25 protein-coding genes, 2 tRNA genes and 2 riboswitches are annotated in these 25,768 nt (G+C 31.6%); of the genes, 18 read left to right on the top strand and 9 right to left on the bottom strand.

The window, feature by feature from the left end; genetic code table 11:
- Positions 1–22: 22 nt before the first annotated feature.
- Positions 23–502 (bottom strand): hypothetical protein, encoded by a 480-nt coding sequence (locus tag B4L98_RS06780; RefSeq protein ID WP_114998135.1) that lies wholly within the window; start codon positions 500–502, stop codon positions 23–25.
- A gap of 45 nt (positions 503–547) precedes the next feature.
- Here B4L98_RS06780 and B4L98_RS06775 point away from each other — a divergent pair, with 45 nt between their 5' ends.
- Positions 548–1,294 carry an alpha/beta fold hydrolase gene (locus B4L98_RS06775; RefSeq protein ID WP_114998131.1) on the top strand — a complete coding sequence of 249 codons (747 nt, stop codon included), beginning with the start codon at positions 548–550 and terminating at the stop codon, positions 1,292–1,294.
- Here the strand turns inward: B4L98_RS06775 and B4L98_RS06770 are convergent.
- A complete protein-coding gene (locus B4L98_RS06770; RefSeq protein WP_115001927.1) occupies positions 1,291–1,731 on the bottom strand; it encodes a nucleoside deaminase in 441 nt (146 codons plus the stop codon). The genes B4L98_RS06775 and B4L98_RS06770 overlap by 4 nt on opposite strands.
- Before the next feature lie 77 nt (positions 1,732–1,808).
- Here B4L98_RS06770 and B4L98_RS06765 point away from each other — a divergent pair, with 77 nt between their 5' ends.
- Positions 1,809–2,714 (top strand): EamA family transporter, encoded by a 906-nt coding sequence (locus tag B4L98_RS06765; protein ID WP_291047932.1) that lies wholly within the window; start codon positions 1,809–1,811, stop codon positions 2,712–2,714.
- A 36-nt stretch (positions 2,715–2,750) separates the two neighbouring features.
- On the opposite strand, the gene B4L98_RS06760 is transcribed toward B4L98_RS06765, so the two are convergent.
- Both B4L98_RS06760 and B4L98_RS06755 read right to left on the bottom strand, forming a co-directional pair.
- Positions 2,751–3,827 carry a DUF5074 domain-containing protein gene (locus tag B4L98_RS06760; protein WP_280049930.1) on the bottom strand — a complete coding sequence of 359 codons (1,077 nt, stop codon included), beginning with the start codon at positions 3,825–3,827 and terminating at the stop codon, positions 2,751–2,753.
- 6 nt (positions 3,828–3,833) lie between these two features.
- Positions 3,834–5,642 (bottom strand): TonB-dependent receptor plug domain-containing protein, encoded by a 1,809-nt coding sequence (locus tag B4L98_RS06755; protein ID WP_291077872.1) that lies wholly within the window; start codon positions 5,640–5,642, stop codon positions 3,834–3,836.
- A gap of 34 nt (positions 5,643–5,676) precedes the next feature.
- Positions 5,677–5,819: riboswitch (cobalamin riboswitch) on the bottom strand.
- A gap of 174 nt (positions 5,820–5,993) precedes the next feature.
- Here B4L98_RS06755 and B4L98_RS06750 point away from each other — a divergent pair.
- The 5 genes from B4L98_RS06750 to B4L98_RS06730 all read left to right on the top strand — a co-directional run bounded on the left by B4L98_RS06750 (position 5,994) and on the right by B4L98_RS06730 (position 12,067).
- Entirely contained in the window at positions 5,994–6,245 is a 252-nt protein-coding gene (locus tag B4L98_RS06750) for a TM2 domain-containing protein (protein ID WP_219034059.1), read from the top strand.
- Between the two features lie 158 nt (positions 6,246–6,403).
- Entirely contained in the window at positions 6,404–7,381 is a 978-nt protein-coding gene (locus B4L98_RS06745) for a pyruvate dehydrogenase complex E1 component subunit beta (protein ID WP_291077870.1), read from the top strand.
- Between the two features lie 76 nt (positions 7,382–7,457).
- Positions 7,458–9,995, top strand: a complete 2,538-nt coding sequence (locus tag B4L98_RS06740) for a DUF5686 family protein (protein WP_291065158.1) — start codon at positions 7,458–7,460, stop codon at positions 9,993–9,995.
- Positions 9,996–10,025: 30 nt separating this feature from the next.
- Positions 10,026–10,508 (top strand): inorganic diphosphatase, encoded by a 483-nt coding sequence (locus B4L98_RS06735; protein ID WP_038336778.1) that lies wholly within the window; start codon positions 10,026–10,028, stop codon positions 10,506–10,508.
- A 125-nt stretch (positions 10,509–10,633) separates the two neighbouring features.
- Positions 10,634–12,067 (top strand): M28 family peptidase, encoded by a 1,434-nt coding sequence (locus tag B4L98_RS06730; RefSeq protein WP_260392384.1) that lies wholly within the window; start codon positions 10,634–10,636, stop codon positions 12,065–12,067.
- A gap of 40 nt (positions 12,068–12,107) precedes the next feature.
- On the opposite strand, the gene B4L98_RS06725 is transcribed toward B4L98_RS06730, so the two are convergent.
- Together B4L98_RS06725 and B4L98_RS06720 are read right to left on the bottom strand one after the other, a co-directional pair.
- On the bottom strand, positions 12,108–13,484 hold the full coding sequence (locus B4L98_RS06725; protein WP_114998113.1) for a tryptophanase: 1,377 nt from the start codon (positions 13,482–13,484) through the stop codon (positions 12,108–12,110).
- Between the two features lie 119 nt (positions 13,485–13,603).
- Positions 13,604–14,017, bottom strand: a complete 414-nt coding sequence (locus tag B4L98_RS06720) for an acyl-CoA thioesterase (protein ID WP_114998110.1) — start codon at positions 14,015–14,017, stop codon at positions 13,604–13,606.
- 129 nt (positions 14,018–14,146) lie between these two features.
- Positions 14,147–14,234, bottom strand: a riboswitch (adenosylcobalamin-variant (AdoCbl-variant) riboswitch).
- 126 nt (positions 14,235–14,360) lie between these two features.
- Between B4L98_RS06720 and B4L98_RS06715 the strand changes: the two genes are divergently transcribed.
- Positions 14,361–15,512: an LOG family protein gene (locus B4L98_RS06715; RefSeq protein WP_219034062.1), complete on the top strand. Its 1,152-nt coding sequence runs from the start codon at positions 14,361–14,363 to the stop codon at positions 15,510–15,512.
- A 169-nt stretch (positions 15,513–15,681) separates the two neighbouring features.
- Positions 15,682–15,754 (top strand) — tRNA-Met (locus B4L98_RS06710).
- Positions 15,755–16,008: 254 nt separating this feature from the next.
- Here the strand turns inward: B4L98_RS06710 and B4L98_RS06705 are convergent.
- Both B4L98_RS06705 and B4L98_RS06700 read right to left on the bottom strand, forming a co-directional pair.
- The gene (locus tag B4L98_RS06705) at positions 16,009–16,410 is read right to left on the bottom strand and encodes a hypothetical protein (protein WP_286495268.1); all 402 of its coding nucleotides are present in this window, start codon (positions 16,408–16,410) and stop codon (positions 16,009–16,011) included.
- A 9-nt stretch (positions 16,411–16,419) separates the two neighbouring features.
- Positions 16,420–17,154 carry a hypothetical protein gene (locus tag B4L98_RS06700; RefSeq protein WP_286495267.1) on the bottom strand — a complete coding sequence of 245 codons (735 nt, stop codon included), beginning with the start codon at positions 17,152–17,154 and terminating at the stop codon, positions 16,420–16,422.
- A gap of 488 nt (positions 17,155–17,642) precedes the next feature.
- Between B4L98_RS06700 and B4L98_RS06695 the strand changes: the two genes are divergently transcribed.
- Positions 17,643–18,278: a suppressor of fused domain protein gene (locus B4L98_RS06695; protein WP_286495266.1), complete on the top strand. Its 636-nt coding sequence runs from the start codon at positions 17,643–17,645 to the stop codon at positions 18,276–18,278.
- 234 nt (positions 18,279–18,512) lie between these two features.
- Positions 18,513–18,869: a thioredoxin gene (gene trxA / locus B4L98_RS06690; RefSeq protein WP_084106970.1), complete on the top strand. Its 357-nt coding sequence runs from the start codon at positions 18,513–18,515 to the stop codon at positions 18,867–18,869.
- Between the two features lie 73 nt (positions 18,870–18,942).
- On the opposite strand, the gene B4L98_RS06685 is transcribed toward trxA, so the two are convergent.
- Complete coding sequence (locus tag B4L98_RS06685; protein ID WP_219033920.1) at positions 18,943–19,719, bottom strand: enoyl-CoA hydratase/isomerase family protein; 777 nt, start codon at positions 19,717–19,719, stop codon at positions 18,943–18,945.
- Positions 19,720–19,972: 253 nt separating this feature from the next.
- Between B4L98_RS06685 and B4L98_RS06680 the strand changes: the two genes are divergently transcribed.
- From B4L98_RS06680 to B4L98_RS06650, 7 genes are all read left to right on the top strand, one after another.
- Positions 19,973–21,367: an anthranilate synthase component I family protein gene (locus B4L98_RS06680; RefSeq protein ID WP_219033919.1), complete on the top strand. Its 1,395-nt coding sequence runs from the start codon at positions 19,973–19,975 to the stop codon at positions 21,365–21,367.
- A 3-nt stretch (positions 21,368–21,370) separates the two neighbouring features.
- Entirely contained in the window at positions 21,371–21,934 is a 564-nt protein-coding gene (locus tag B4L98_RS06675; protein WP_125349948.1) for an anthranilate synthase component II, read from the top strand.
- Positions 21,935–21,938: 4 nt separating this feature from the next.
- On the top strand, positions 21,939–22,925 hold the full coding sequence (gene trpD / locus B4L98_RS06670; protein ID WP_125349947.1) for an anthranilate phosphoribosyltransferase: 987 nt from the start codon (positions 21,939–21,941) through the stop codon (positions 22,923–22,925).
- The gene (gene trpC / locus B4L98_RS06665; protein ID WP_125349946.1) at positions 22,922–23,707 is read left to right on the top strand and encodes an indole-3-glycerol phosphate synthase TrpC; all 786 of its coding nucleotides are present in this window, start codon (positions 22,922–22,924) and stop codon (positions 23,705–23,707) included. The genes trpD and trpC overlap by 4 nt, the downstream gene beginning before the upstream one ends.
- Positions 23,704–24,375: a phosphoribosylanthranilate isomerase gene (locus B4L98_RS06660; protein WP_125349945.1), complete on the top strand. Its 672-nt coding sequence runs from the start codon at positions 23,704–23,706 to the stop codon at positions 24,373–24,375. Before trpC ends, B4L98_RS06660 begins: the two co-directional genes overlap by 4 nt.
- Positions 24,376–24,387: 12 nt before the next feature.
- Positions 24,388–25,572 (top strand): tryptophan synthase subunit beta, encoded by a 1,185-nt coding sequence (gene trpB / locus B4L98_RS06655; RefSeq protein ID WP_125349944.1) that lies wholly within the window; start codon positions 24,388–24,390, stop codon positions 25,570–25,572.
- Positions 25,573–25,632: 60 nt separating this feature from the next.
- Positions 25,633–25,707, top strand: a tRNA-Pro gene (locus tag B4L98_RS06650).
- Positions 25,708–25,768 lie beyond the last annotated feature (61 nt).

Raw genomic sequence — 25,768 nt, 5'->3', positions numbered from 1 at the left:
AAAAATTCTGTTGTAAAAGTAACTATTTTAACTGCAATTTCAAGGTATATTTTCCTTCAAATGGATCGCCTTGCATCAAACTTTCGCCAATTCGAATTTGATACAAACCTTTTTCGTTTAAATCGTAATTGATTTCTTGTCCAAAAGGACCATCTTTTTCATTATTTGGAGAGATAAGTTGATTAATTCTAATGTTTCCTAGTTTATCTTGAGGAATTATTTGAATAAAAACAGATGAAGAAGAATCATTTCTAAAACTAAATGTTTGTTCTTCTTTTGCTACTTTTTCAATTTCAAATTTACCTTTTCCTTGTATTAATTTCAATTCAGAATTATTCATAATCTTTGGAGAAGCAAAAGCAATTTCCTGAATAGAAGAATCTTTTTTAATTTCTTTTTGTACAGAACCTCCAATTATAAGTGATTTATTTCTTGTAATACAATAAATAAGAATAGCACCAATAGCTATTGTGAGTATTATAATAGGATTATATTTTTTCATTGTTGTAAATTTGTATTTAATTAATTACAAATTCTGAACCAAAATATGTTGTTCTACGAAAGTATTGGAGTTGGGAAACCTATAGTTTTCTTACATGGTTTTTTGGAAAATCATAAAATATGGAATCGTTTACAGAATGATTTATTTCATCACAATCAAATTATTACAATTGATTTACCTGGACATGGAAATTCTGAAAATTTTCAAGAGGTGAATACGATGGAAGAAATGGCAGAAAAAGTGATTGAAGTTCTGGATGAATTAAATCTTGAAAAAGTAGCTTTTGTAGGACATTCGATGGGAGGATATGTGACGTGTGCGTTGGCTGATCTTTTTCCTGAACGAGTAGAAAATATTGTTTTGATTAACTCCTCGACTTTACCAGATGATGAAGCGAAGAAAAATCAACGTTTGAAAGCGTGTGAAACTGCTCGTAAAAATTTCAATGCGTTGGTGAGTTTTAGTATGCCTACTTTATTTGCAGCGCATCATCGAGATCAATTCAAAGATGAGTTGAAATTTGTAAAAGAAATTGCTTTAAAAACTCCAATTGAAGGTGTTTGTGCAGCTTTGAAAGGAATGCGACAGCGTCCAGATCGTTCGTCGATTTTGTATGATTTCAAAGGTGGAATTTATATTATTGTTGGAATGAATGATGAAACAGTTAATCCTGAATTATTTTTAATCTTAATTCCAAATTTACCTAATATTCATTTGTACAAATTTGATGGCGGACACATGGCTTTTATAGAAAATTATGATGAGGTTTTATCGATTTTGAAATCAATTTAGCGCTTACGTTGGAAAAATTCTTTCATCAATTGACCGCATTTCTCTTCCATAATTCCCGAAACAATTTCAGTTTTTGGATGTAATTCGCCAATTTTTGCTTTAAAACCGCGTTTTTCATCCGAAGCACCATAAACCACTTTCGAGATTTGGCTCCAATACAATGCTCCGCCGCACATGACGCAAGGTTCTAAGGTTACATACAATGTGCAATCTTGTAAGTACTTTCCACCTAAATAATTTGCTGCAGACGTAATGGCTTGCATTTCTGCGTGCGCTGTAACATCAGTCAATGTTTCCGTTAGATTATGTGCTTTCGCGATAATTTTGTTGTTGCAAACAATCACAGCTCCAACTGGAATTTCGTCTCGCTCGAAAGCTGTAACCGCTTCGTTAAAGGCGATTCGCATAAAATATTCGTCTGTAAAAAGATTTTCCATTTCTATAAAATTTAAGGCAAAAATAATCATTTCCAAATTGGATATTCGATACATTTGTACAAATTGATGCCTCTTTTATGAATCAATCAAAATATATCATTGCAGCCATTATAACCTACTTTATGTGGGGATTTTTTAGTTTCGGATTGAAACCGATCGCCGGTTATCCACCTTTGGATATTCTATTTTTCAGATTGTATGTTTCCGTTTTCTTTTTAGTGGTCATTAATGTTGGATTTCGACGTAATAAGATGAAAGCTGATTATGATTTATTCAAATCATTTGATAAAAAGAAACAGAAAAAATTAGTAAGTTTAATTGTTGGCGGATCATTGATTTTGATGACGAATTGGTTGATGTTTATTATCGTGATGAATCATATTAGCGTACAAGCAGCATCGCTTTCGTACTTGGTTTGCCCGATTATTACTACCGTTTTGGCTTTCATTATTCTGAAAGAACATTTGACCAAAATAAAATGGATTGCAGTTGGTATTAGTCTTTTAGCATGTTTGGTTATTTCTATAGGTCATCTTATAGACTTGGTTTATAGTTTGATTGTAGCTTGTACATTTGCACTCTATATCATTATTCAGAGAAGTTTGAATGTTTTTGATAGTTTCAATTTGTTGATGACACAATTATTAATTGTAGCCATTCTGATGTTACCATTGGTTTTCATCTTTTCAGGACCAATTCCGACCGAAACAATTTTCTATCAATGTATCATGATGATTGTGATTTTGTTCACTATCATTCCAATGTTCTTAAACAATTTTGCTTTAAAAGGAATTGACTCTTCAACTGTTGGAATTTTAATTTATTTGAATCCAATTATGAATTTTGTTTTAGCAATTTTCTATTACAAAGAAGCCGTTTCTCTAATGCAAATGATCGGTTATAGTTTGATTTTACTCGCGATTGTAGGGTTTAATTCACAAACAATTTTCAAAATGAAAAACATAAAAAAATCTGAAGTTTAAACTTCAGATATTTTTATGTTGATTTTTCAGGAAATATTATTTGATGTAAACAGAATTTGGTGAAACTCCAGTTGTAATTGCTGGATTTTTAAGACCTCCTTGTGCATTCTGAATTAATAATCGTCCATTAGAATTGTAATCTTTTGCGTCTAAAACATAAAAAGTATCACCTTTTACATAGAAACCATATACACTATCAGCACCTGTTATGTAATCTGCTTTTGTAGGCAAAGCTGTTGCATTTGTAGCCATAGAATAAACAGAATTATTAACGATGTAATACAATTTACTATTCTCCGCAACTAAGAAATTAGGATGTTGTCCATCAGGAAAATTCATTTCTAATTTATCTTCTGAAGTTAAATTATAACGAACCAATTTTCCTTTTGTAGTAGTTCCCCAATTAACACCTTGAGAAAGCACAAATAAATTTCCGTTTTGAATTGTTAAATCTGTCGGAACATCACCAACATTTATACTTTTTTTATCATTTGTTTTAAGGTCAATAATTGTAACTGTTTTACCTGTTCCCCAGCCACCTTTTTGTGCAACATAAAGTTTGTTATTGTCAAGAATCATTTTTTCTGGACCTTCATCTACTTTATATTTTTCTACAAATGTTAAATCACTGATTTTGTATTTTGCAATAAAATCATCTGTCGTTACATTAGGATCTCCCCAGTTTGAGATATACAAAAATTGATCATCAGAAACGATATAACGAGGGTTGCTCATATTATCTGATGATGGAATTGTACTAATTTTTTTGAAAGTTGTGTTGTCTACAACTTCTACTTTATTAGAAACATTAAGAACAATATAAGCTTTGTTTCCTTTGAAATACATGCTTTGTCCTACAGAACCCAATTGTGCACCAGCGTTCGCAGTCTTGAAAATTTCTTGAATAGGATTTGTTGTACTTACATCTTTTGTTGGATCAAAATAAGTGATTTCTGCGTTAGCTGAATTGAAACCTCCTTCATTCAAAATAAAAACTCCTTTCGAGTAGTTTCCTTTTTCAGGATCATTATTTGGCCCATCATCGTCATTTGAACAAGATTGTAAAAATACTCCTGCCAAGGCTATAAGTGCGATTGATTTAAATTTAGTCATAGTTTTTTAAAATTTTATTTGTATTTGTATGTTATAATTTGTGCCGGGTTGCCAACGATTTTCTTGCGTTTGATATTCTTGGTTAAACACATTATTCACACTCATAGAAACGCTATAAAGTGGTGAAATCGTAAAATTTAAACCTAAATTCGTTAGCCAAAAACCATCAAGTGTTCTTTCTTCTTCCGAATCGGTAAAAACTTTACTTGTATAAATATTTTGTAGAAAAGCAGATAAACGTTTGTAAGTGTATTGTGCGCTCGCCGTCCATTTATGATTTGGGGAATACATCAATTCCTTATTTTTAAATTTATCTTTTGTTTTGGTGTATGCATAAGTTGTATTGAAACTAAATGCATTCCATTTGTAGCTTCCAATCATTTCAAAACCATAGGTTTCAGCTTTGTTGATGTTCACAGGAACCCAATAAGAAGTGTTTTGCGAACTCGGAATCCATTGAATCATATCACTCAACTTATTATAAAAAATATTGGTTTGAATGTTTAAATTTTTGTTGATAAAATCATTTCCAAGTTCAAATTGATAAGCTGATTCTGATTTCAAATCTGGATTTCCACCAGTTTTCCAAAATAAATCATTGTAGGTTGGATTTCTGAAATTTTTCGAAACATTTCCTCTCAATTGATACGAATGAATCGGACGAAAATTAAAACCCAATGAATAAATAAATGGATTTTGGTACGTATCAGAAAAATCTTGACGAATACTCGCTTCGTATTCCAAAACATCTGATAATTTATGCTTCGCGATTAAGGCAAAATTGATTGAGTTTTGATCGCTTTTATTCAAATTATTTCCACTTCCTTGATTATAATTAGCTTCAGATAAAAATGAAAGCTCGAAATTATTAGTCAATTGATGATTCAGATAATATTTTAAAACATAATTATCCACCTGTAAATCGTCCGAATAAGATTTGTGAATATTGTTGAAATAACTGTTTTCTTCTCGGATATATGTCAATTTTAACTGCGATTGCCACTTTTCATTTGGATTGAAATTCCATTCTGTCATCAAACGGTAATCCTGATTTTCGTATCCAGAAGGCGTTGAACCAATGTCAACCAAAGGAAATTCGCGCTTTCCAAAATTGAACATTGAATAAAGTTTCAATTCGTTTTCAGGATTAATTTTATAGCCAAAATTTCCATTAATTGTATTGAAATAATATTTTCCATTCAAATTCTTCTTCATGTGATTCGGAATTTTATAATCATTATCAGATTGATTTCGTTCGTAATCGATTGAAGAACTAAATTTTTCTGTACTATATTTCAATTGATATTTTCCCGACCATGTATCGTAACTTCCGTATCCTAAATTTATTTTTTGCTGTAAACCTTTGTCATACTCAAATTTATTCAACAAATGAATTGTACCGCCGATAGAACCTGTTCCATACGCAATACTTCCGCCTCCTGGTTTCACTAAAATTCCGTCAAACGAATTACTTGCAAATAAATTAAAATCCGTTTGTCCTGTTGTTTGCGAATTGACATTTATTCCGTTCCAAATTACCGCTGTATGCGAAGCTAAAGTTCCACGAAACGAAGGCGAAGAAACCATTCCTCGTCCATTTTCTTTAAAATAAATTGGCGTTTGCGCTTGTAAAACTTGCGTCAGTTGATTAGGATTTTGCTCTAAAATACTATCATTAAGTTTGATAATACTTTGAGATTTGTAATGATTTTTAAGAAAAGCATCGTTCAAAATCAAAGGTTTCAAATTGATGGTATCCGTCTGTGCAAAAGCAATTCCAGCGATAAGATTAAAACAAAGAAAAAGTTTTTTCATATTAAAATCTGTTTTTCCTCCGAAAACATTTTCTATTAATTTGTTAGCAATGGCAGGTTTCCTGACTTATTCTTTTACAAAAAGTATGTTAGAATTTACAGTTGCGGGGACAGTTTTGGAATTGAACCAAATTCCCTTTTAACTCACTCGTTGAGCACCATTTTATGCAAATGTAAAGAAAAGCAATTGATTTTATAAAAAGTAGATTGTTAAATCGTTAACCTTAAATTAAGATCAGATTTATTTTATTTGTACAGTATTCAAAATCATTATATCTAGTGATTTTTAAGAATGATGGACAAATTAAATTTGTAACCAACAAAAACAATTATTATTTAAACTTTAAAAACGATGGAAAACAATCAGCCGTACAAATCAGAGAAAAAAATCATTGCTGGAATTTTAGGAATTTTAGTAGGATATTTAGGAATTCATAAATTCTATTTAGGATATACAAAAGAAGGAGTTATTCAAATTATTGCCACTTTTGTAACATTTGGATTTGCTGGACTTATTGGATTTATTGAAGGGATTATTTATTTGACTAAATCTGACGAAGAGTTTGATAAAACATATGTAGAAGGTCACAAAGGCTGGTTCTAAAATAGAGATTACATTCTTTTTTAAATATTTTTCGATCCCAAAATAACTTTAGATTATTTTGGGATTTTTTTATTGAATGAATTCGTTTTAAATAATTCGCAAGTTTTTTATTACATTTGCTTTAGGAAAAAATATAATAAAGAACGAAATCGCATAAAATGGCTATAAAAACATTTAGAGAAGTAATCGCAGAGGCAATGAGTGAAGAAATGCGTCGCGATGAATCTATATTTTTAATTGGAGAAGAAGTAGCAGAATACAGCGGAGCGTACAAAGCTTCGAAAGGAATGTTAGACGAATTTGGAGCAGAACGTGTAATTGATGCGCCAATCGCAGAGGCTGGTTTTTCTGGAATCGCAATTGGATCTACAATGACGGGATGTCGTCCAATCGTAGAATATATGACATTCAACTTCTCATTAGTGTCTATTGACCAAATTATCAATAACGCTGCAAAAATTTATCAAATGTCAGGAGGACAATTCAACTGTCCAATTGTATTTAGAGGACCTACTGCTTCTGCAGGACAATTAGGTGCAACACACTCACAAGCTTTTGAGAATTGGTATGCAAATGTACCAGGTCTTAAAGTAATTGTTCCTTCAAACCCTTATGATGCAAAAGGTTTATTAAAATCTGCAATTCGTGATAACGATCCAGTAATTTTCATGGAATCTGAACAGATGTATGGAGATAAAATGGAAATGCCAGATGAAGAATACACAATCGAAATTGGTAAAGCAGAAATCAAACGTGAAGGTACAGATGTAACGTTAGTTTCTTTCGGGAAAATCATTAAGCAAGCTTACATTGCTGCTGATGAATTAGCTAAAGAAGGAATTTCTGTAGAAGTAATTGATTTACGTACAGTTCGTCCATTAGATTACGATACAATTTTCAAATCTGTTAAGAAAACAAATCGTTTAGTAGTTTTAGAAGAAGCTTGGCCTTTCGCTTCAGTTGCTTCAGAAATTACGTATATGGTTCAACAAAAAGCATTCGATTATTTAGATGCACCAATCAAACGTATCACAACAAAAGATACATCAGCGCCTTATGCTCCAAACTTGTATGAGACTTGGATTCCTAATGCAAAAGATGTAGTTGAAGCTGTAAAAGCTGTGATGTATAAATAATTAAGATTTATAAACTATATTTGTAAAGTCTAGCACACATTTTGCTAGGCTTTATTTTTTTAACCAAATCTAATTGATGAAAAGTTATATAACAGCTTTTTTTATAGTTGTTTTAGCGTCTGTGCACGCGCAAGTAAAAATTCAAGGAAAGGTAATCGATTCTGAAACTCAGAAGCCTATTCCTTACGCAGATATTCGTTTACCAGAACTTAAAGTAAGTGCAACATCAAACTCTGATGGTACTTTTTATATCGAATCTAGTTCGAATACAAATAAAATTGTCGTATCAAAAAATGGATACGAAACTTCTGATTATGTTATCGAAAATAAAATCGATTATAATTTTATTGCTCAATTATTTTTAACAGAAGACAATACTTCAGAAGAAGATGGCGGAACGGTAGATTTACAAACTGCGGTTGTTTCGGCAAAGAAAAAACGTCCTAAAAAGAAAGAAAATCCAGCTTATGCTATTTTGCGTGAAGTATGGAAGCGTAAAAAGAAAAATGGGCTAAAATTAGCGCCACATTATCAATATGATGAATACGAAAAGTTGCAATTTGATATTAGTAATATCGATTCAACTTTTATGAAACGTAAGATTTTTAAAGGAATGGAGTTTGTTTTCGAGAAAGTAGATACTTCTTCTATTAATGGAAAAACATATTTACCAGCTTTCTTGAATGAGTCAATTTACAATGTTGCAGGAATTAATAAACCTTCTACAAAAGAACGTCGAGAATTAATTGCAAATAAAACATCAGGTTTCGAGAAAAATGAAGTGGTGGCTTCTACGGTAAAAAATCTTTTCCGTGATATTGATATTTATGATAATCGTGTCAATATTTTGGATATCAAATTTGTGAGTCCAATTGCTACAGATGGTTTCGCGGTTTATGATTATGAATTGAAAGATACAGTTGATGTAGATGGAATAGAATCTTATCGAATCAAATATTATCCGCGTCGCGAAGGTGAATTGACATTTAAAGGAGAATTATATATCTCGAAAGATGCCTATGCGGTAAAAGAAGTTGTGATGGAGACAACGAAAGAAATGAATGTGAATTTTGTGCGTAATATTTTCATGAATTTAGAATATGATATTCCAAATGATTCTATTTTCTATCCGAAAAAAGAATACGCGATGTTGGATATGTCGTTGTTGAGTAAAAAGGAAAGTGCGAAAGGTATTTTTGCGCATAAAACGGTGAATTATTACAATTACGATTTCGATACAACACATCCCGAAGCTTTTTATTACGAGAAATTAGATCCAGCAAAAGCTGCGCTTAACGAAAAAGATAATCAGTTTTGGGCAGAAAATCGTCCTGAAGCTTTAACAAAAGATCAAGAAGGGATTTACGAAACATTAGAGCAATTAAATAAAGTACCAAAATTCAATAATATTGTGAAAGCAATCGAGATTTTTGGTTCTGGATATTACAATGTTGGAAATGCAATTGATATCGGGAATTTATATTCATCTTTTGGATACAACCAAATCGAAGGATTCCGTTTGAGAGCTGGAGCTCGTACATATTTTTCGCAAAATGATATGTGGCGTGCGCAAGGTTTCTTGGCATATGGTTTTCGAGATGATAAATTCAAATATGGAGCAGATTTTCGTTACATGTTCAATAAATATAATCGTTTTCAAGTCGGTATCGGAACAAAACGTGATGTAGAACAATTGGCTGCAACGTTAACGGCTTCTGACGGAATTATGACCCGTAGTTTTGCTTCGTCATCAATCATCAATCAAGGAGATAATACATTTTTGAGTAACAATAATTTGACAAATGTGTATGCGTCGATAGAGCCTTGGAAAAATGTAACGTTTCGTGTTGATGGAAATTATCAATTGATCAAACCAGCTGATGCAGTACATTTTTCGATTGGATATGAAAAAAACGGTCAGATTAAAGAAACTTTAACAAATTCAAGTGTAAGTGTTTCGGTAATTGCTCGTCCAGGTGCAAAATATTCTCAATATGGAATTGATCGTTACGAAATGACAACACTTGCTCCAACGTTGATGTTGCGTTATACAAAAGGATTGAAAGGTGTAATTAATTCAGATTTTGAATATGATAAATTACAATTTTTATATACACAACCAATTTTGATTGGATCTTTTGGTAAATCATTGGTAACTGTAGAAGCAGGAAAAACATTTCAAGGTGTTCCTTTATCATTAATGAGTGCGTTACCTGGAAATGAGAGTTACGGACAAGTTTATGGTACATTTTCACAATTAGATTATTATGAATTTGTAACAGACGAATATGTAACGATGAACTGGGAACATCATTTTAACGGTTGGATTTTGAACAAAGTTCCGTTAATCAAAAAATTAAAATTAAGAGAAGTTGGATTCTTGAGAGCGGCTTACGGAGACATTTCTGAGAAAAGTAAAGCTATTAATCGTTCGACAATAGAATATTTTGCACCAAATCAACAAATCTACTACGAATACGGGTTTGGGATCGAAAACATTGGTTTTGGAAACATTAGACCAATACGTGTTGATTTTAATTGGCGCGGAAATTATAATAATTTGCCAGATGTTCGTAAATTTGGCATCACAATCGGTTTAGATTGGAATTTTTAGAAAATACATAATAAAAAAAAGAATATTACAATGACTTTTGATGCAATCATTGAAATCCCAAGAGGATCTCGCAATAAATATGAAATGGATCACGAAACAGGAAGAATCCGTTTTGATCGTGTTTTATACTCTCCAATGTTCTACCCAGCTGATTACGGTTTCGTAGAAAATACATTAGGATTAGACGGAGATCCAATTGACGTATTAGTTTTCTTAACAGAACCTACTGTTCCTGGATGTGTAATCGAAGTAAAAACAATCGGTGTTCTTAAAATGTCTGATGACAAAGGACAAGATGAAAAATTAATTTGTGTACCAGTTGCTGATCCAACATGGAACCAATTAGAAAACATCACTGATATGAATCCTCATACATTGAAAGAAGTTGAGCACTTTTTCAGAGTTTATAAAGACTTAGAAAATAAGACAACAACAATTGAAGGGTACGGTGATAAAGCAGAAGCAGAACAATTATTGCAAGATGCAAGAGAGCGTTTCGTACCAGCTCATTAAGAAATAATTTATAATTTCATATAAATAGTCCTCATTTTTTGAGGACTATTTTTTTTAAGTAAATTTTTCTTCCATTCTATCAACTATTTCCAAAAACATTTTTAAGTTTATAGAAATACTCACACATGAAATCGAAATTTTTATTAACACTAGGTTTAATCTCTACAATCATGAGTTTATCTGCTCAAACTAATCAACAAGTTTTAGACTTGATTAACAAAGAAGTAAAACAAAATTCTGAAGCTTATCAACAATTAAAAAAAGCAACCGAAACAATCGGACATCGTGCAACAGGTACAGAAAATGGACGAATAGCAGAAGAATATGCAGCAAATTTGTTGCGTTCGTATGGTTATGATGTGTCTTTTCAAGAGTTTACATTTAGCGGATGGAATCGTAGAAGTTTAGATTTAAAAATCAATAATCAACCTATAAAAGCCGTTGCTTTGGCGCATTCGCCAGAAAATGTTAGTCTTTCGGGAGAATTGATTGATTTAGGAAATGGACTTGAAGAAGATTACAAAAAGATTGGTGATAAAGTAAAAGGAAAGATTGTTTTTGCTGCGCTTGGTTTGTTGGATGGAACGCCAAAAGAAATAGAAAATCTACATCGTTCCGAAAAAACAGCTTTAGCAGAAAAGTACGGAGCGAAAGGAATTATCTTGTTTAATCGCCCTGCTGGAGGAATTCTATTGACAGGAACGGCTTCTGTAACGGGAGAAATTATTAAAATTCCTGCAATTAATATTAGTTTAGAAGATGGATTGAAAATTAAAGAAAATCTATCAAAAGGAAAAGAAATTGCTAAAATCGAAATGAAAAATGATGTTGGACAAATGAAAGGTCGCAACATTATTGCAAAGAAAATCGGTTCTAAATTTCCAAACGAAAAAATAGTTCTTGGAGGACATTTAGATAGTTGGGATTTGGCTACAGGAGCGATTGATAATGGTGTTGGAAGCTTTTCTGTGATGGATATTGCGAGAACATATAAGAAGTTAAATCTTCAAAATGATCGAACAATAGAATTTGTTTTATTTATGGGCGAAGAAGTTGGTTTGATAGGTTCTAAATATTACGTCAATCGAGCGCTGAAAGATGGTTCTATCAATCAAATCAAAGCAATGTCGAATATGGATATGACAACAAATCCAAAGTCTTATTATTCGACAATGGAAAGTAATTTACCTATTTTAACTGATTATGCGAATGATGTGCAAAAAGTAATTCCAGATTTTAAATTGAAAACATTTGCGAGTGTAGATTTACATTCAGATCATCAACCGTTTATGTTGCAAGGCGTGCCTATTATTGGGCTTTCGGATAGTCAATTTACAAAAGGAGCGTTAAATTGTTACCACGCGAATTGCGATACATTTGATTATGTAGAAGAAATTGGTTTGAAAAATAATGTGATTTTGGAAACCTATTTGTTGTATCGTTTGAGTAATTTGAAAGAAATTCCTTCAAAACGTTGGAACGAGCAAGAAGTAAAAGAAGCCTTAATCAAAGGAAATTTAGAAACTCCACTTCGTATTTCGGGCGATTGGAGATGGTAATATCAAAAAAATCCTTCAGAATTTCTGAAGGATTTTTTATTTATTTCTTTTTCAATTTTACAGTGAAATGTCTTAAAATTTCAGATTCCCACGAAATTTCATAACCAGAATTAATTTCGTTTCGTCGATCAAAAATATTTTTCAACGCAACCGCGATATAATCCATATGACTTTGGAAATAAGTTCTTCTTGGAATTGCTAAACGCAATAATTCTAATTTTGGATAACGATTTTCACGTGTTTTAGGATCACGATCTGCCAAAATAGTTCCGATTTCTACACCACGAATTCCAGCTTCTTTGTACAATTCGATTCCCAATGTTTGTGCAGGAAATTCTTCGCGCGTTACATTTGGTAAAAACTTTACAGCATCAACAAAAATAGCGTGTCCACCAATTGGCTGCTGAATTGGAATCCCAAATTCAATTAATTTATTCCCTAAATATTCAATTTGTTTGATGCGCGATTGTAAATAAGAATATTCTGTAGATTCTTGTAAACCTTGTGCTAAAGCGGCTAAATCGCGTCCAGCTAAACCGCCATAACTTAAATATCCTTCATAGATAATTCCAAAATTTCCACAAATTTTATATAGCTCTTCATTATTCAGTGCAATAAATCCACCAATATTTACCAAACCATCCTTTTTCGCAGACATCGTCATTCCATCTCCGTAAGAAAACATTTCTAAAACAATTTCTTTAATCGTTTCCGTTTTGAATTCTTCTTCTCTTTCTTTGATGAAATAAGCATTTTCCGCAAAACGAGCGCCATCAAAAAAGACTGGAATTCCATATTGATTAGACAATTCACGAACTTGACGAATATTTTCTATAGACACAGGTTGACCACCAGAAGAATTACACGTAACAGTGATTAATGTGAATGGAATTTGTTCTTTCCCATATTCTTTGTAGACATTTTCTAATTTTTGTAAATCGATATTTCCTTTGAAAGGATGAATCAATTCGCTGTCAAAAGCCTCATCAATAGTACAATCAATTGCGTGCGCTTTTCTAAATTCGATATGACCTTTTGTTGTATCAAAATGCGAATTTCCAGGAACAACATGACCTTCTTTTACAAGAGCTGAAAATAATACGTTTTCTGCTGCACGACCTTGATGCGTTGGTAAAAGAAACTCAAATCCAGTAATGGTATTAATGGTTTCTCTCAGTTTTAAGAAAGATTGAGAACCAGCGTAGCTTTCGTCTCCAGTCATCATTGCAGACCACTGTTTATCAGACATTGCTCCAGTTCCAGAATCAGTTAATAAATCAATAAATACTTTGTGGCTTTCTAGGTTAAATAGGTTGTAATCTTTTTCTTCGATCCACTTTTCGCGTTCTTCTCGAGTAGATTGATAAATTTCTTCGACCATTTTTATACGAAATGGTTCGGCAAAAGGTAATTCCATTTTTCTTGTGTTTAATGTAAAACTAAGAAACCTTTAGAATATTATCAATTATTAATTGAAAATCATAAAAAAATCCTCTATCAAAAAGATAAAGGATTAAAAATTTTCTATAGCTTGTGTTAGTCAATAACAGGAACTGGTCGTTTGTTTTCGTTAATTGCAACTAATGTAAACGTTCCAGAAATCGCTTTATCACGTCCGTCACGATACATACTTTCGATAAAAACGTCAATTTGTACATCCAAACTTGAACGTCCTACACGTACCACTTTTCCTACCATTTCTACGATAGTTCCTGCTGGAATTGAGTGTTTAAAATCAATTTTGTCACTACTTACCGTAACAATAGGTTTGCGACAAAAACGAGTTGCTGTCATAAAAGCAATTTCATCCATCAAATACATTACTGACCCTCCAAACATTGTGTTGTGGTGGTTTGTATCTCCTGGAAAAACAGCTTTGAAAATGCGAGTTTCAGAATTGATGATACGTTGTTCGATCAACTCTTCTCTTGGTGTTTTTTCCACTTCCATTATCATAATATTTACACGTTACTTTTCTTCATTATTTTTTGAGTTGATAATGTTTTTTTGTGGTGGTTTGATGATTTCATAGAACATAATTTTTACTTTTTTCGCGAAAGTTTTTGACTAATTATTAACTCAATTAGTGGCATTCTGACTTATCAAAAATATTGATTCACAGTTGCGCGACAGTTCGTGAATTGCACACGATTCCCCAATAAGTTGAGCACGAATTTGATGCAAATATAAATTAGAAAAATGAAAATTAGCAGATTTATTGTGCCGAATTCGTTGGTTTGGAATAATTCGTGTAAATTCATTTTACGAATTTTTAATGAAGTAAGAAAAAAGAATGAAAATAAAACCAATCAAAGATTTAGTTCATAATCTATCAGAATGGAATGAATTAGTTTCTCAAACCAAAGATTTAACCGATAAAGTAGTTCAAGATATTAATTTTTTGCGTCAAGAAATTAATTGGGAAGAATATAATTTATGCAATACATCGTTTTTGGGTTGTAAGTTTAAACAACACGAAGCGATCTATTTAATTGAAAAAGGAGCATTTGTTTATCCAAAATTTGAATCAGTTCCTTATAATCCTTATCGTGGAAAATTATACACTTGGCAAGAGCTGATGGAAGGTTATAATCCAGATAATGACCAAAGTATCGATCTTAAAATCTATAAACATTTTAAAAAACATAAATATAATCCGTCTGTTTCAGAAGCTTTGGCACAACGCTTACATGATTTGTCTATTGATGATGGTTTGCGTCGAATTTTGAAATATGATGATAATGGAATGACGAAGAAAAAAGTGGTTGGCTTTATGGGGGGACATTCTACTGCGCGTAATTCTGAGTTTTATAATGAAACGGCAAAAGCGGCGAAATTAGCAACTGAAAAAGGGTATTTTGTTGTTTCTGGTGGAGGGCCTGGAATTATGGAGGCTGCTAATCTAGGAGCTTATATGGCAAATTATTCGGATGAAGATTTGATGAATGCAATTCATATTTTGGCTGATTTAGACTTTATTGATGAAGATAAAACTGAATATTTGGCGAAGAATTTTATGACGAATGCTAAAAAAGTTTTAGAAATCTATCCAAATGGTGCTGAAAGTTTGGCAATTCCTACGTGGTTTTATGGTCATGAACCAAGTAATTTATTTGCCACGAATATTGCAAAATATTTTTCAAATAGTATCAGAGAAGATATGTTGTTAACAATTAGCTTGTTCGGTTTGGTTTATGCGCCTGGAAGTGCAGGAACAACCCAAGAAATTTTTCAGGAAGCAGCTCAAAATCATTATGGAACTTCCGGATATTACAGTCCAATGATTTTTTTGAGTAAGAAAAGATATGTAGAAGATACAGCGATTTATTCGGTTTTGCATCAATTAGCAACAGGAAGACCATATAAAGAGTTATTATTTTTAACAGATAGTGCTGATTTAGCAATTGATTTTATCGAAAATCATCCACCAATCAAAGCGATTTAAAATTATTTTAGAAGATTATTAAAAATAAATTTAATTATTTAAAACTACATAAACCTCTTTAATAAAATGGTTTATATGGTTTTTATTTGTTTTATGTCCGAATAAAATAAAATAATTTCGAAAAATGTTTGGTATTTTAAATAATGAACGTATATTTGCAGTCCAATAACGCGAGATGGAGCAGTAGGTAGCTCGTCGGGCTCATAACCCGAAGGTCATCGGTTCGAGTCCGGTCCTCGCTACTACAAAGAGAGTTTCTAACAAGAAGCTCTCTTTTTTTATGTCTTTAACTGAGAATTAAGATTGGATAAACTATTTTTGTATGATGAATGTAGAAGAATATAAAAAACAATATAACGCTAAACAGCGAAAACTGAATAGCGTTTTTATCATTTGTAAATAACAGTTAAAAGCATATGATTTTTAACTCATTTTTACACCTATTTTTATATCGTTTTTTACGATGGATTTTTATATTAAAAATTACACTATCATTTTAATTGATTTTATAACCTTTTTTCTCAAGTAAATCTATTAATTTGGTATAATCATCTCCTTTCTTGATATTTATCGATACATATTTAATTATATAATAAATAACAATAGGATTAAAAACAATTGGCAAATACATTGTAATTGAAGTATGATTAGCATTATAATCATCATTTAAATGAATACCTTCTTTTACAATATTGAGAAAAGTTGAAATACCAAGATAAATAACAATAGTAATAAATAAAACTATCCACATGCTTACATATGGTTTAAGCTTTATTTCTTTATCGTTCTTTCTGATTTTAAATTTTTTACCATTAAATTCATATTTGTACCACTTTCTATTTTCTAATGATTCAATTTCAATAGATACAACCTCATCTAACTTCTCTAAATTATTCATACTTAATATTTATATATAAAATATTTCACGTTTAATTTCCTGTTCTAAATTTTCGTTAATTGATTGTCTTTTTAATATCCAATCATTATTCTCGTTATATTCGTATATAGATTTTGATTCATTTTCAATATCTAAATTGTTTAAAAAATTATAAAAATCATCATCATTTACAAACTGACCTTCTTTTAAAAAATATACATCAATTTTTTTTCTATGTTCATCAAATATTTTGTAATTCTGAATAAATTTCTTTTTATACAACTCTTTATTTTTAAAATAAAACTTTTCAACATCATCAGAGTCACTTTTCTTTACACTCAAACAATTAAAAAACCATCTATAAGAATATTTACAGACTTCTGTTTTACCATTTTTTAATAATCTTTTCTCATAAATAAGATTACCATTACTATTATATTCAAAAATAACTTTTTCAAAAGGCTTTTCATTAATACATTCATAAAAATCAACTTGCCTTAGATTACATGAACCATCAAAATAAAAATCTCTAAAATATTTTCTATTTATAGGAGGTATCCATCCATCAGATTCAGAAATTTCATTACTTCTAATTTTTATTTTTTCTACTTGACCAATGTTATCTTCAATTATATCAATAAAATCATATTTATAATCAGGTTTATATTTAAAATTTAAAACTTCTGGATATTTTAATAGTTTACTATATAAATAGTAAATTAAAAATATAAGTACTAAAAAAACTAAAAGTAATTCAATATTCATATAGTGTAATTTTAGTATTTTTAAAAAGTTCGTTTTATAATATAGAAGATCCGGTACACATCATTTAGATTAATCGTAAAATCTTCACATTTAGGATTTCTCGAATGCAAAGTCAATTTTCCATTATAAGGATTATAACCTACAATATCTTTATGATAGATATTATTTTTTGTCATCAAGAATCCTCATTTATATTATCACCTTCTATAATGAGTTTTTTTCTTTTCTTGAATATTACGAAATAGTACAAAAGTAACCAAAACGTAACTCAGTAAAAATAGGAAAAATTACCTATTCAATAATAGTTTATGATCAAAAAATATTTTTCTAAAATCGTAAAAGATCAAAGAAAAGTATAAAGAAGTTATAAGTACTTGGTAAAACATTTTGTGCTCTTCAAAACGACTACAAAGAGAGTTTCTAACAAGAAGCTCTCTTTTTTTATGTCTTTAACTGAGAATTAAGATTGGATAAACTATTTTTGCATCATGAATGTAGAAGAATACAAAAAACAATATAAATCAGATCAAGCGGTTGGTGCAATTGCGATTGAAAATCGCTTAAAAGAAGTTTATGGGACTTTAGAGCCTCGTTTTTATTCGCCGCAGGTAATGTCTTTTCAAGGAGGTGATGATCCAATTGATGGAGTTGCGGTTTTTGATGTCAATGGGTATTATCATTTGGTGAGTTACGGAATGTCACATTTATACTATTCGGAAGAGAGTGTAGGAGCGGATTTTAGTAAGTGGGGATTTGAGTTTTCTTTCCGTGTGAAACCTGTTAAAGATGATAATGGTGAAGATCCTTTTTGGGTGGTTCAATTAATGAATAATTTGGGACGATTCGTGAACGAAACAAAAGTTTGGTTTGATGAATACCAATTTTTACCATTAGGAGGACCAATTCGTACAGATTCGGAAACGGATATTGTTGGTTTGGCTTTTATCAAGGATGATGATTTAGATGAAATTGATACGCCACATGGAAAAGTTACATTTATACAAATGATTGGTTTGAATTCGGAACAATTGAAAAGATTGGAAGATAATTCAACCAAAGAAGAAATAATGTCAGTGATAGCTGAAATAAAGTCAGTTAATCCAAAATTTGTGTGTGAATTATAGTAGAATTTCTAAAATAAAACATATTTACGTTAACCTATTTCTTAAATTATGTTAAATGTAAAAAACAGATTGTCAGTGTTTTAAGCTTGGTATTTGTTTTGATTATACCTAAATGTTAGTAGCACTAACAGTAGAATAAATTTTTCATAGGTTAGGTTAATAATTAGTAAAGCTAATTATGAAGCACTTCTTCGGAAGTGCTTTTTTTAGTATATTTAAGAAGAAAAAATAAAGATGTTTAAAAATTTATTCAACCGAAATAAAAATCAATCAAATAACAAAGAAGAATCAAAAACGATGACTTTCGAAGAAATTATTAATTCAGATAAACCAGTTTTGTTAGATTTTTTTGCAACTTGGTGTGGTCCTTGTCAAATGATGGGTCCAGTTTTGCAACAAGTGAAAGAAGAATTGGGAGATGATGTCAAAATCCTAAAAGTGGATGTTGATAAATATCAAGATTTAGCTGCACGATATCAAGTGCAAGGGGTTCCGACTTTTGCCATTTTCAAAAATGGTGAATTATTATGGAAACAAAGTGGAGCACGACCAAAAGAACAATTGGTTACAGAAATCAAAAAATATATTTAAAAATAGGTTTGCTTTGCAACCAAAGTCGATTAAAAAATCCGCTCAATGAGCGGATTTTTTTGCTTATGTAAATTTACTTAAAATTAGGTTTTCTTTTCTCAACAAAAGCAGTTGTTCCTTCTTTGAAATCTTCTTCGTCAAATAAATTTCCGAAACTTTCAATTTCAACTTCAAAACCATTGTCTTTATCTGACGCATTAATCGCTCGAATCGCGTGACGAATCGCTACAGAAGAATTTTTTGAAATTTTAGTCGCAATTTCTTTTGCTCGATCAATTAATTCAGCTTGCTCAACAACTTCATTCACTAAACCAATTTCATACGCGCGTTCAGCTGTAAACATATCTGCTGTCATAATTGCCTGCATTGCACGACCTTTTCCAATTAATTTTGGCAAACGTTGCGTTCCTCCATAACCTGGAATCAAACCTAATGTAACCTCTGGTAATCCTAATTTTGCATTGGTTGATGCTATACGAAAATGAGACGCCATCGCTAATTCTAAACCACCTCCTAAAGCAAAACCATTCACTGCGGCGATTACAGGTTTTTTAGAATTTTCAATTTTATCAAAAACATTTTCTTGTCCTTTTGCAGCTAATTTTTCACCTTGACGACCATCAAAACTTGCAAATTCTTTGATATCAGCACCAGCAACGAAAGATTTTTCACCAGAACCTGTTAAAATAATTACTCGAATAGCGGGATCAGAATCTGCGTCTGTAAAAAAGTTTGAAATATCATCTAATAAATCTTTGTTCAATGCATTTAATGCTTGCGGACGATTTAAGGTAACTAATGCAATTTTATTTTCTACTTCAACAATCAGATTGTTATAATTATATTCCATTTTGTTTGTGTTTTTATTATTCACTCAAAAATATCAATTGTTCACTCAACTAAAAAATTTATCAAAAAATAATTTGTACAATTCAAAATCCTTCCTAAATTTGTCCCAATGAAAACATTATTTACAAATAACTGGTGGTGGAATATCGAACAACAAAACGTTGGTTCGTAAGACCTCTATGCAGTTATATGTAGAAAAGGCTTGTCGTAACCGACAAGCCTTTTTTTGTGCTCTAAACCTAAATATTTAACAAATGAATTTAACTTTTAACATACAGAAAGAAACTGTTTTAGCCGATTTAACAACTCCTGTTCAGCTTTATTTGAAATTGCGAGATATTTATCCGAATGCCTTATTATTAGAGAGTTCTGACTATCATTCTAAGACAGATGCTAACTCTTTTATTTGTCTAAATCCGATCGCAACTTTTAAGGTTACAAACGGAATTGTGAATGAAACGTATGCGAATGGAGAAACAAAAGAATATGCGTTGAATGGTCAAGAATTGACAGAGAAATTCAAAAAATTTACAAGTCAGTTTATGATTCAAAATGGAGAAGATTTACCTGTAAATGGTTTATTTGGATACATTGCGTGGGATGCGATTCCACATTTTGAAACAGTAAAATTTTCAGCAAAAGGAAACGAAGCAACGATTCCAGAATTTTCGTATTCGTTCTATCAAAATATTGTGGTGTTCAATCATTTTCACAATGAAATTCAATTCATCGAATTTCAAAATGATGAAATAGATTCTAAATTTTCTGAAATTAAAAGTGTTGTTCATAACAAATCAATTGTTGAATATCCATTTAATGTAGAAAGTGAAATTCAATCGAATTTAACAGATGATGAATTCAAAGAAATGGTGACAAAATGTAAACAATCTTGTTTCCGTGGAGATGTTTTCCAAATTGTTCCTTCTCGTCAATTCAAACAAAAATTTTCGGGTGACGAATTTAATGTTTACCGCATTTTACGCTCTGTAAATCCTTCGCCCTATTTGTTTTATTTCGATTACGGAAATTATAAAATCTTCGGATCTTCACCAGAAGCGCAAATTATCATTAATAATAATCATGCAGAAATTCATCCTATTGCAGGAACAGTTCGCAGAACTGGAAGTCCAACTTTGGACAAAGAATTGACCGAAAAATTAATTGCTGACCCAAAAGAAAATGAAGAGCATGTGATGTTGGTCGATTTGGCTCGCAATGATTTAAGTCGAAATTCTGCTGATGTAAAAGTCGCACAATACAAAGAAATTCAGTATTTCTCGCATGTGATTCACATGGTTTCAAAAGTAACTGCTCAATTGGATCCAAGCGTAAATACGATGAAAGTTTTTGCAGACTCTTTTCCGGCTGGAACACTTTCTGGCGCACCAAAATTCAAAGCAATGGAATTATTAGACGGTTACGAAAATCAAAATCGTGGCGTTTATGGTGGCGGAATTGGATATTTAGGATTCAACGGTGACATCAACATGGCGATTGCGATTCGTACGTTCGTCAGCAAACAAAATACCTTATATTTTCAGGCTGGTGCTGGAGTTGTTTCCAAATCGGTCGAAGAAAATGAATTACAAGAAGTCAATCATAAATTAGGAGCGCTTCGTCGCTCAATAGAAATCGCTCAAAACCTATAAACTATGAAAATTTTAGTTATCGATAATTACGATTCGTTCACCTATAATTTAGTGCATTCATTAAAGAAATTCGCCGATGATATTACCGTTGTTCGCAATGATGGAATTACTTTGGAAGATGTGAATAATTATGATAAAATATTACTTTCTCCAGGTCCAGGAGTTCCTGATGAAGCCAATTTATTGAAACCAATCATCGAGAAATATGCTTCAACAAAATCTATTTTTGGCGTTTGTTTAGGACAACAAGCAATTGGAGAAGTTTTTGGAGGGAAATTATTAAATACACAAGAAGTTTTTCACGGAGTTGAATCTAAAATTGAAGTAATAAAAGACGAAGTGTTATTCCAAAATTTACCAAAAAAATTAGAAGTTGGACGTTACCATTCTTGGGTAGTTTCAAATGAAGATTTTCCTGAAGAATTAGAAATTACAGCAGTTGGTCCAAAAGGAGAAGTGATGGCTTTACGTCACAAAACGTATGATGTTCGCGGTGTTCAGTTTCATCCAGAATCTATTTTAACACCACTTGGAGATGAGATGATTAAGAATTGGTTAGAAGCTTAAAACGATGAAAAAATTATTAAATTTATTATTCGAAAATTATACTTTGAGCGAAAATGAAGCCTATCAAATTATGGTGGAAATTTCGGAAGAAAAATATTCGGCTGTCGAATTAGCTTCATTTATGACCATTTTTAATATGCGTAACATTACGTTGGAAGAATTAAAAGGATATCGTCGAGCGTTGTTAGATTTATGCATCAAAGTTAATTTACCAAAGCAAGCGATTGATGTTGTAGGAACGGGCGGTGACGGAAAAGACACTTTTAATATTTCGACATTGAGTTGTTTTGTCTTGGCTGGAGCTGGAGAGAAAATTATTAAACAAGGAAATTACGGAACGTCGTCTGTAAGCGGTTCTTCGAATATGTTGGATAATTTTGGTTACGAATTTTCTGTTAATCAAGATAAATTAAAACGTGAGTTCGAAGAAGTTGGAATTACATTTTTACATGCGCCACTCTTTCATCCGGCTTTAGCGAAAGTTGCTCCGATTAGAAAAGGTTTGGCGATAAAAACATTTTTCAATTTAATGGGGCCTTTGGTGAATCCTGTTCAACCAGAATTTCAAAATTTAGGAACATATGATGTCAAAACTGCTCGATTATATCATTATGTGATGCAAAATTCGGGCGTGAAATATTCGATTTCGACTGCGTTGGCTGGTTATGATGAAGTTTCGTTGACATCGCCTACAAAAGTGTTCAATAATTCGGGGGAATTTGTTTTAGAAAGTAAAGATTTTGGTTTAAATATTCTTCAACCTGATGAGATAAAAGGAGGAAAATCAATCGAAGAAAATTCAAAAATATTTTTGAGCGTTTTAGAAGGAAATTCAACTAAAGCACAAAAAGAAGTTGTTTTAGCAAATGCTGCTTTAGCGCTTAAAACAATTTATCCAACCAAAGATTTAATCGAATGTGTAGCAATTGCGAACGAAAGTTTAGACAGTAAAAAAGCATTGAATGTATTCCAAAAATTAATGAAACCATGAAAACGATATTAGACGAAATTGTCGCGCAAAAACGTATTGAAATTTTAGAAAAACAGAAAACTCAATCAATAGAAAGTTTTAGAAATTCAGAAAATTTTTTGCTTCCTGTTAAATCTACAAAAGCTTCAATTTTAGATAAATTAAAATCTGGAATTATTGCAGAATTTAAGCGAAAATCACCATCGAAAGGTTTTATTAACAAAGACGCAAATGTAAAAGAAGTTGTTTCCGGTTACGAAAAGTTTGGTGCTTCTGTCGTTTCTGTTTTAACAGATGAGCAATTTTTTGGCGGAAGTTTTGATGATTTAAAACAAGCAAAAGAAGTGTTGAATATTCCTGTTTTGCGTAAAGATTTTATTGTTGATGAATTTCAAGTGTACGAAACAAAAGCGATTGGTGCAGATTTGATGTTATTAATTGCAGAATGTTTAACAAAAGACGAAGTCTATAATTTAGCTAAAACTGCTAAGGGAATTGGATTAGAAGTTTTATTGGAATTACATTCAGAAGATCAATTAGAAAAGGTAAATGAATTCATTGATTTGATTGGAATTAACAATCGTAATTTGAAAAATTTCGAAGTTGATATTGAAAAATCAAAACAAATCTTGAAACAATTACCAACCGATTTAATTAAAGTTGCGGAAAGTGGAATTTCTGATCCTAAAACAGTAAAAGAATTAAGACAAGCTGGATTTCAGGCATTTTTAATTGGTGAAAATTTTATGAAAGCAGATAATCCATCTCAAGCATTTGAGCAATTTGTAAAAGAATCAAAATGAAACGTTTTCAAGTAAAGGTTTGCGGAAATAATAACATCGAAAATTTTAAAGAAATTGCAGCAATCGAACCCGATTATGTAGGCTTTATTTTCTATCCAAAATCAAAAAGATTTGTAGAAGACGAATCTATTTTTGAAGTTTTTCCGAATGCAGAAAAAGTTGGCGTTTTCGTGAATGAATCAGTCGAGAAAATTCTCGAAAAAGTTGAAGAATATAAATTAGATGTTGTCCAATTACATGGTGATGAAACAGCTGACTTTTGTGAAGAATTAATCAATCAAAAACATCAACGATTATTAACTGATGAAAACTTTTTAGACTTTAAAATTTGGAAAGCCGTTGGCATAAAATCGATTGAAGATTTTCAACAATTAACCACTTATCAACAAGTTATTGATAGTTTTGTTTTCGATACAAAATCAAATAATTACGGAGGAACTGGAAAGAAATTTGATTGGCAATTGTTAACAAATTATCAGTTATCAATACCCTTTTTATTAAGTGGCGGAATAACACTTGAAGATGCATTTATCTTGAAAAATTTTCAGCATCCGAAATGTATTGGATTTGATATCAATAGTGGTTTTGAGTCAGCACCAGGAATAAAAAAAACTGACGAAGTAAAACAGTTTATCGATACAATTGATGGACGAATTGAACAAAATTAAAAAAGAAACAAAATGAAATACGAAGTTGACGAAAGAGGTTTTTATGGTGAATTTGGAGGAGCATTTATCCCAGAGTTATTACATCATAATTGTGAAGAATTATCTGAAGCTTTAGCACAATATATCGATACAGACGAATTCAAAAATGAATTTAATTTGTTATTAAAAGATTACGTTGGTCGACCAAGTCCATTGTATTTTGCACCAAATCTTTCAAAAAGATATAACACCAATATTTTATTAAAGCGTGAAGATTTGAATCATACAGGTGCACATAAAATCAATAATGCGATTGGTCAAGCTCTTTTAGCAAAACGAATGGGTAAAACCAAAATTATTGCCGAAACTGGTGCTGGACAACATGGTGTTGCAACTGCTACTGTTTGTGCGTTGATGGGATTAGAATGTATCGTTTTTATGGGAGAAATTGACATTGCTCGTCAAGCACCAAATGTTGCACGAATGAAAATGTTAGGTGCAGAAGTTATTCCAGCAACCTCAGGAAGTAAAACCTTGAAAGATGCAACAAATGAAGCGATTCGTTATTGGATCAATAATCCTGAAACTTTTTACATCATTGGTTCTGTAGTTGGTCCTCATCCTTATCCAGCAATGGTAACGAAATTCCAAGCGATTATTTCAGAAGAAATTAAAGCACAAATGAAAGAGAAATATGGGAAAGAAAATCCTGATTACGTGATTGCTTGTGTTGGTGGCGGAAGTAATGCTGCGGGAGCTTTTTATCATTTTTTAAATGATGATTCTGTCAAATTAATCGCGGTTGAAGCGGCAGGTTTGGGCGTAGAATCTGGAGAAACTGCTGCTACAACTATCAAAGGAACAGAAGGAATTATTCACGGAAGTCGAACATTATTGATGCAAGATAAAGATGGACAAATTGTTGAACCTTATTCAATTTCGGCTGGATTAGATTATCCTGGCGTTGGTCCTTTACATGCGCATTTGTTCAAAACTGGACGTGCTGAATTCTTAAATGCAACAGATGATGAAGCCTTGGAAGCTGCTTTTATGTTGACAAAAGAGGAAGGAATCATTCCTGCATTAGAATCTTCTCACGCTTTAGCTGCTTTAGAAAAAATTAATTTTAAACCGCAAGACATTGTGATTCTGAATCTTTCAGGAAGAGGAGATAAAGATTTAGAAACATATATGAAAGTTTCCGAAAAATATTCTTAAAAATATTTGGTTAATTTTCAAAAATCACCTTACATTTGCACCCACGATAATGAAATCTATCGGGGTGTAGCGTAGCCCGGTCATCGCGCCTGCTTTGGGAGCAGGAGGTCGCAGGTTCGAATCCTGCCACCCCGACAAAATTTTCATCCGAAAATAGAAAGATTTATCGTAAAAGAATGACCGAATCGGGGTGTAG

It is taken from the genome of Empedobacter sp. UBA5528 (assembly GCF_002426075.1).
Taxonomy (GTDB): Bacteria; Bacteroidota; Bacteroidia; order Flavobacteriales; family Weeksellaceae; genus Empedobacter; species Empedobacter falsenii_B.
This window is presented reverse-complemented; position numbering and strand designations above follow the sequence as displayed.

Bases quoted from the DNA above. Each gene is read 5' to 3' on its own strand.
- B4L98_RS06780 (WP_114998135.1), bottom strand. From the start codon at position 502: ATGAAAAAATATAATCCTATTATAATACTCACAATAGCTATTGGTGCT.
- B4L98_RS06775 (WP_114998131.1), top strand. From the start codon at position 548: ATGTTGTTCTACGAAAGTATTGGAGTTGGGAAACCTATAGTTTTCTTA.
- B4L98_RS06770 (WP_115001927.1), bottom strand. From the start codon at position 1,731: ATGGAAAATCTTTTTACAGACGAATATTTTATGCGAATCGCCTTTAAC.
- B4L98_RS06765 (WP_291047932.1), top strand. From the start codon at position 1,809: ATGAATCAATCAAAATATATCATTGCAGCCATTATAACCTACTTTATG.
- B4L98_RS06760 (WP_280049930.1), bottom strand. From the start codon at position 3,827: ATGACTAAATTTAAATCAATCGCACTTATAGCCTTGGCAGGAGTATTT.
- B4L98_RS06755 (WP_291077872.1), bottom strand. From the start codon at position 5,642: ATGAAAAAACTTTTTCTTTGTTTTAATCTTATCGCTGGAATTGCTTTT.
- B4L98_RS06750 (WP_219034059.1), top strand. From the start codon at position 5,994: ATGGAAAACAATCAGCCGTACAAATCAGAGAAAAAAATCATTGCTGGA.
- B4L98_RS06745 (WP_291077870.1), top strand. From the start codon at position 6,404: ATGGCTATAAAAACATTTAGAGAAGTAATCGCAGAGGCAATGAGTGAA.
- B4L98_RS06740 (WP_291065158.1), top strand. From the start codon at position 7,458: ATGAAAAGTTATATAACAGCTTTTTTTATAGTTGTTTTAGCGTCTGTG.
- B4L98_RS06735 (WP_038336778.1), top strand. From the start codon at position 10,026: ATGACTTTTGATGCAATCATTGAAATCCCAAGAGGATCTCGCAATAAA.
- B4L98_RS06730 (WP_260392384.1), top strand. From the start codon at position 10,634: ATGAAATCGAAATTTTTATTAACACTAGGTTTAATCTCTACAATCATG.
- B4L98_RS06725 (WP_114998113.1), bottom strand. From the start codon at position 13,484: ATGGAATTACCTTTTGCCGAACCATTTCGTATAAAAATGGTCGAAGAA.
- B4L98_RS06720 (WP_114998110.1), bottom strand. From the start codon at position 14,017: ATGGAAGTGGAAAAAACACCAAGAGAAGAGTTGATCGAACAACGTATC.
- B4L98_RS06715 (WP_219034062.1), top strand. From the start codon at position 14,361: ATGAAAATAAAACCAATCAAAGATTTAGTTCATAATCTATCAGAATGG.
- B4L98_RS06705 (WP_286495268.1), bottom strand. From the start codon at position 16,410: ATGAATAATTTAGAGAAGTTAGATGAGGTTGTATCTATTGAAATTGAA.
- B4L98_RS06700 (WP_286495267.1), bottom strand. From the start codon at position 17,154: ATGAATATTGAATTACTTTTAGTTTTTTTAGTACTTATATTTTTAATT.
- B4L98_RS06695 (WP_286495266.1), top strand. From the start codon at position 17,643: ATGAATGTAGAAGAATACAAAAAACAATATAAATCAGATCAAGCGGTT.
- trxA (WP_084106970.1), top strand. From the start codon at position 18,513: ATGTTTAAAAATTTATTCAACCGAAATAAAAATCAATCAAATAACAAA.
- B4L98_RS06685 (WP_219033920.1), bottom strand. From the start codon at position 19,719: ATGGAATATAATTATAACAATCTGATTGTTGAAGTAGAAAATAAAATT.
- B4L98_RS06680 (WP_219033919.1), top strand. From the start codon at position 19,973: ATGAATTTAACTTTTAACATACAGAAAGAAACTGTTTTAGCCGATTTA.
- B4L98_RS06675 (WP_125349948.1), top strand. From the start codon at position 21,371: ATGAAAATTTTAGTTATCGATAATTACGATTCGTTCACCTATAATTTA.
- trpD (WP_125349947.1), top strand. From the start codon at position 21,939: ATGAAAAAATTATTAAATTTATTATTCGAAAATTATACTTTGAGCGAA.
- trpC (WP_125349946.1), top strand. From the start codon at position 22,922: ATGAAAACGATATTAGACGAAATTGTCGCGCAAAAACGTATTGAAATT.
- B4L98_RS06660 (WP_125349945.1), top strand. From the start codon at position 23,704: ATGAAACGTTTTCAAGTAAAGGTTTGCGGAAATAATAACATCGAAAAT.
- trpB (WP_125349944.1), top strand. From the start codon at position 24,388: ATGAAATACGAAGTTGACGAAAGAGGTTTTTATGGTGAATTTGGAGGA.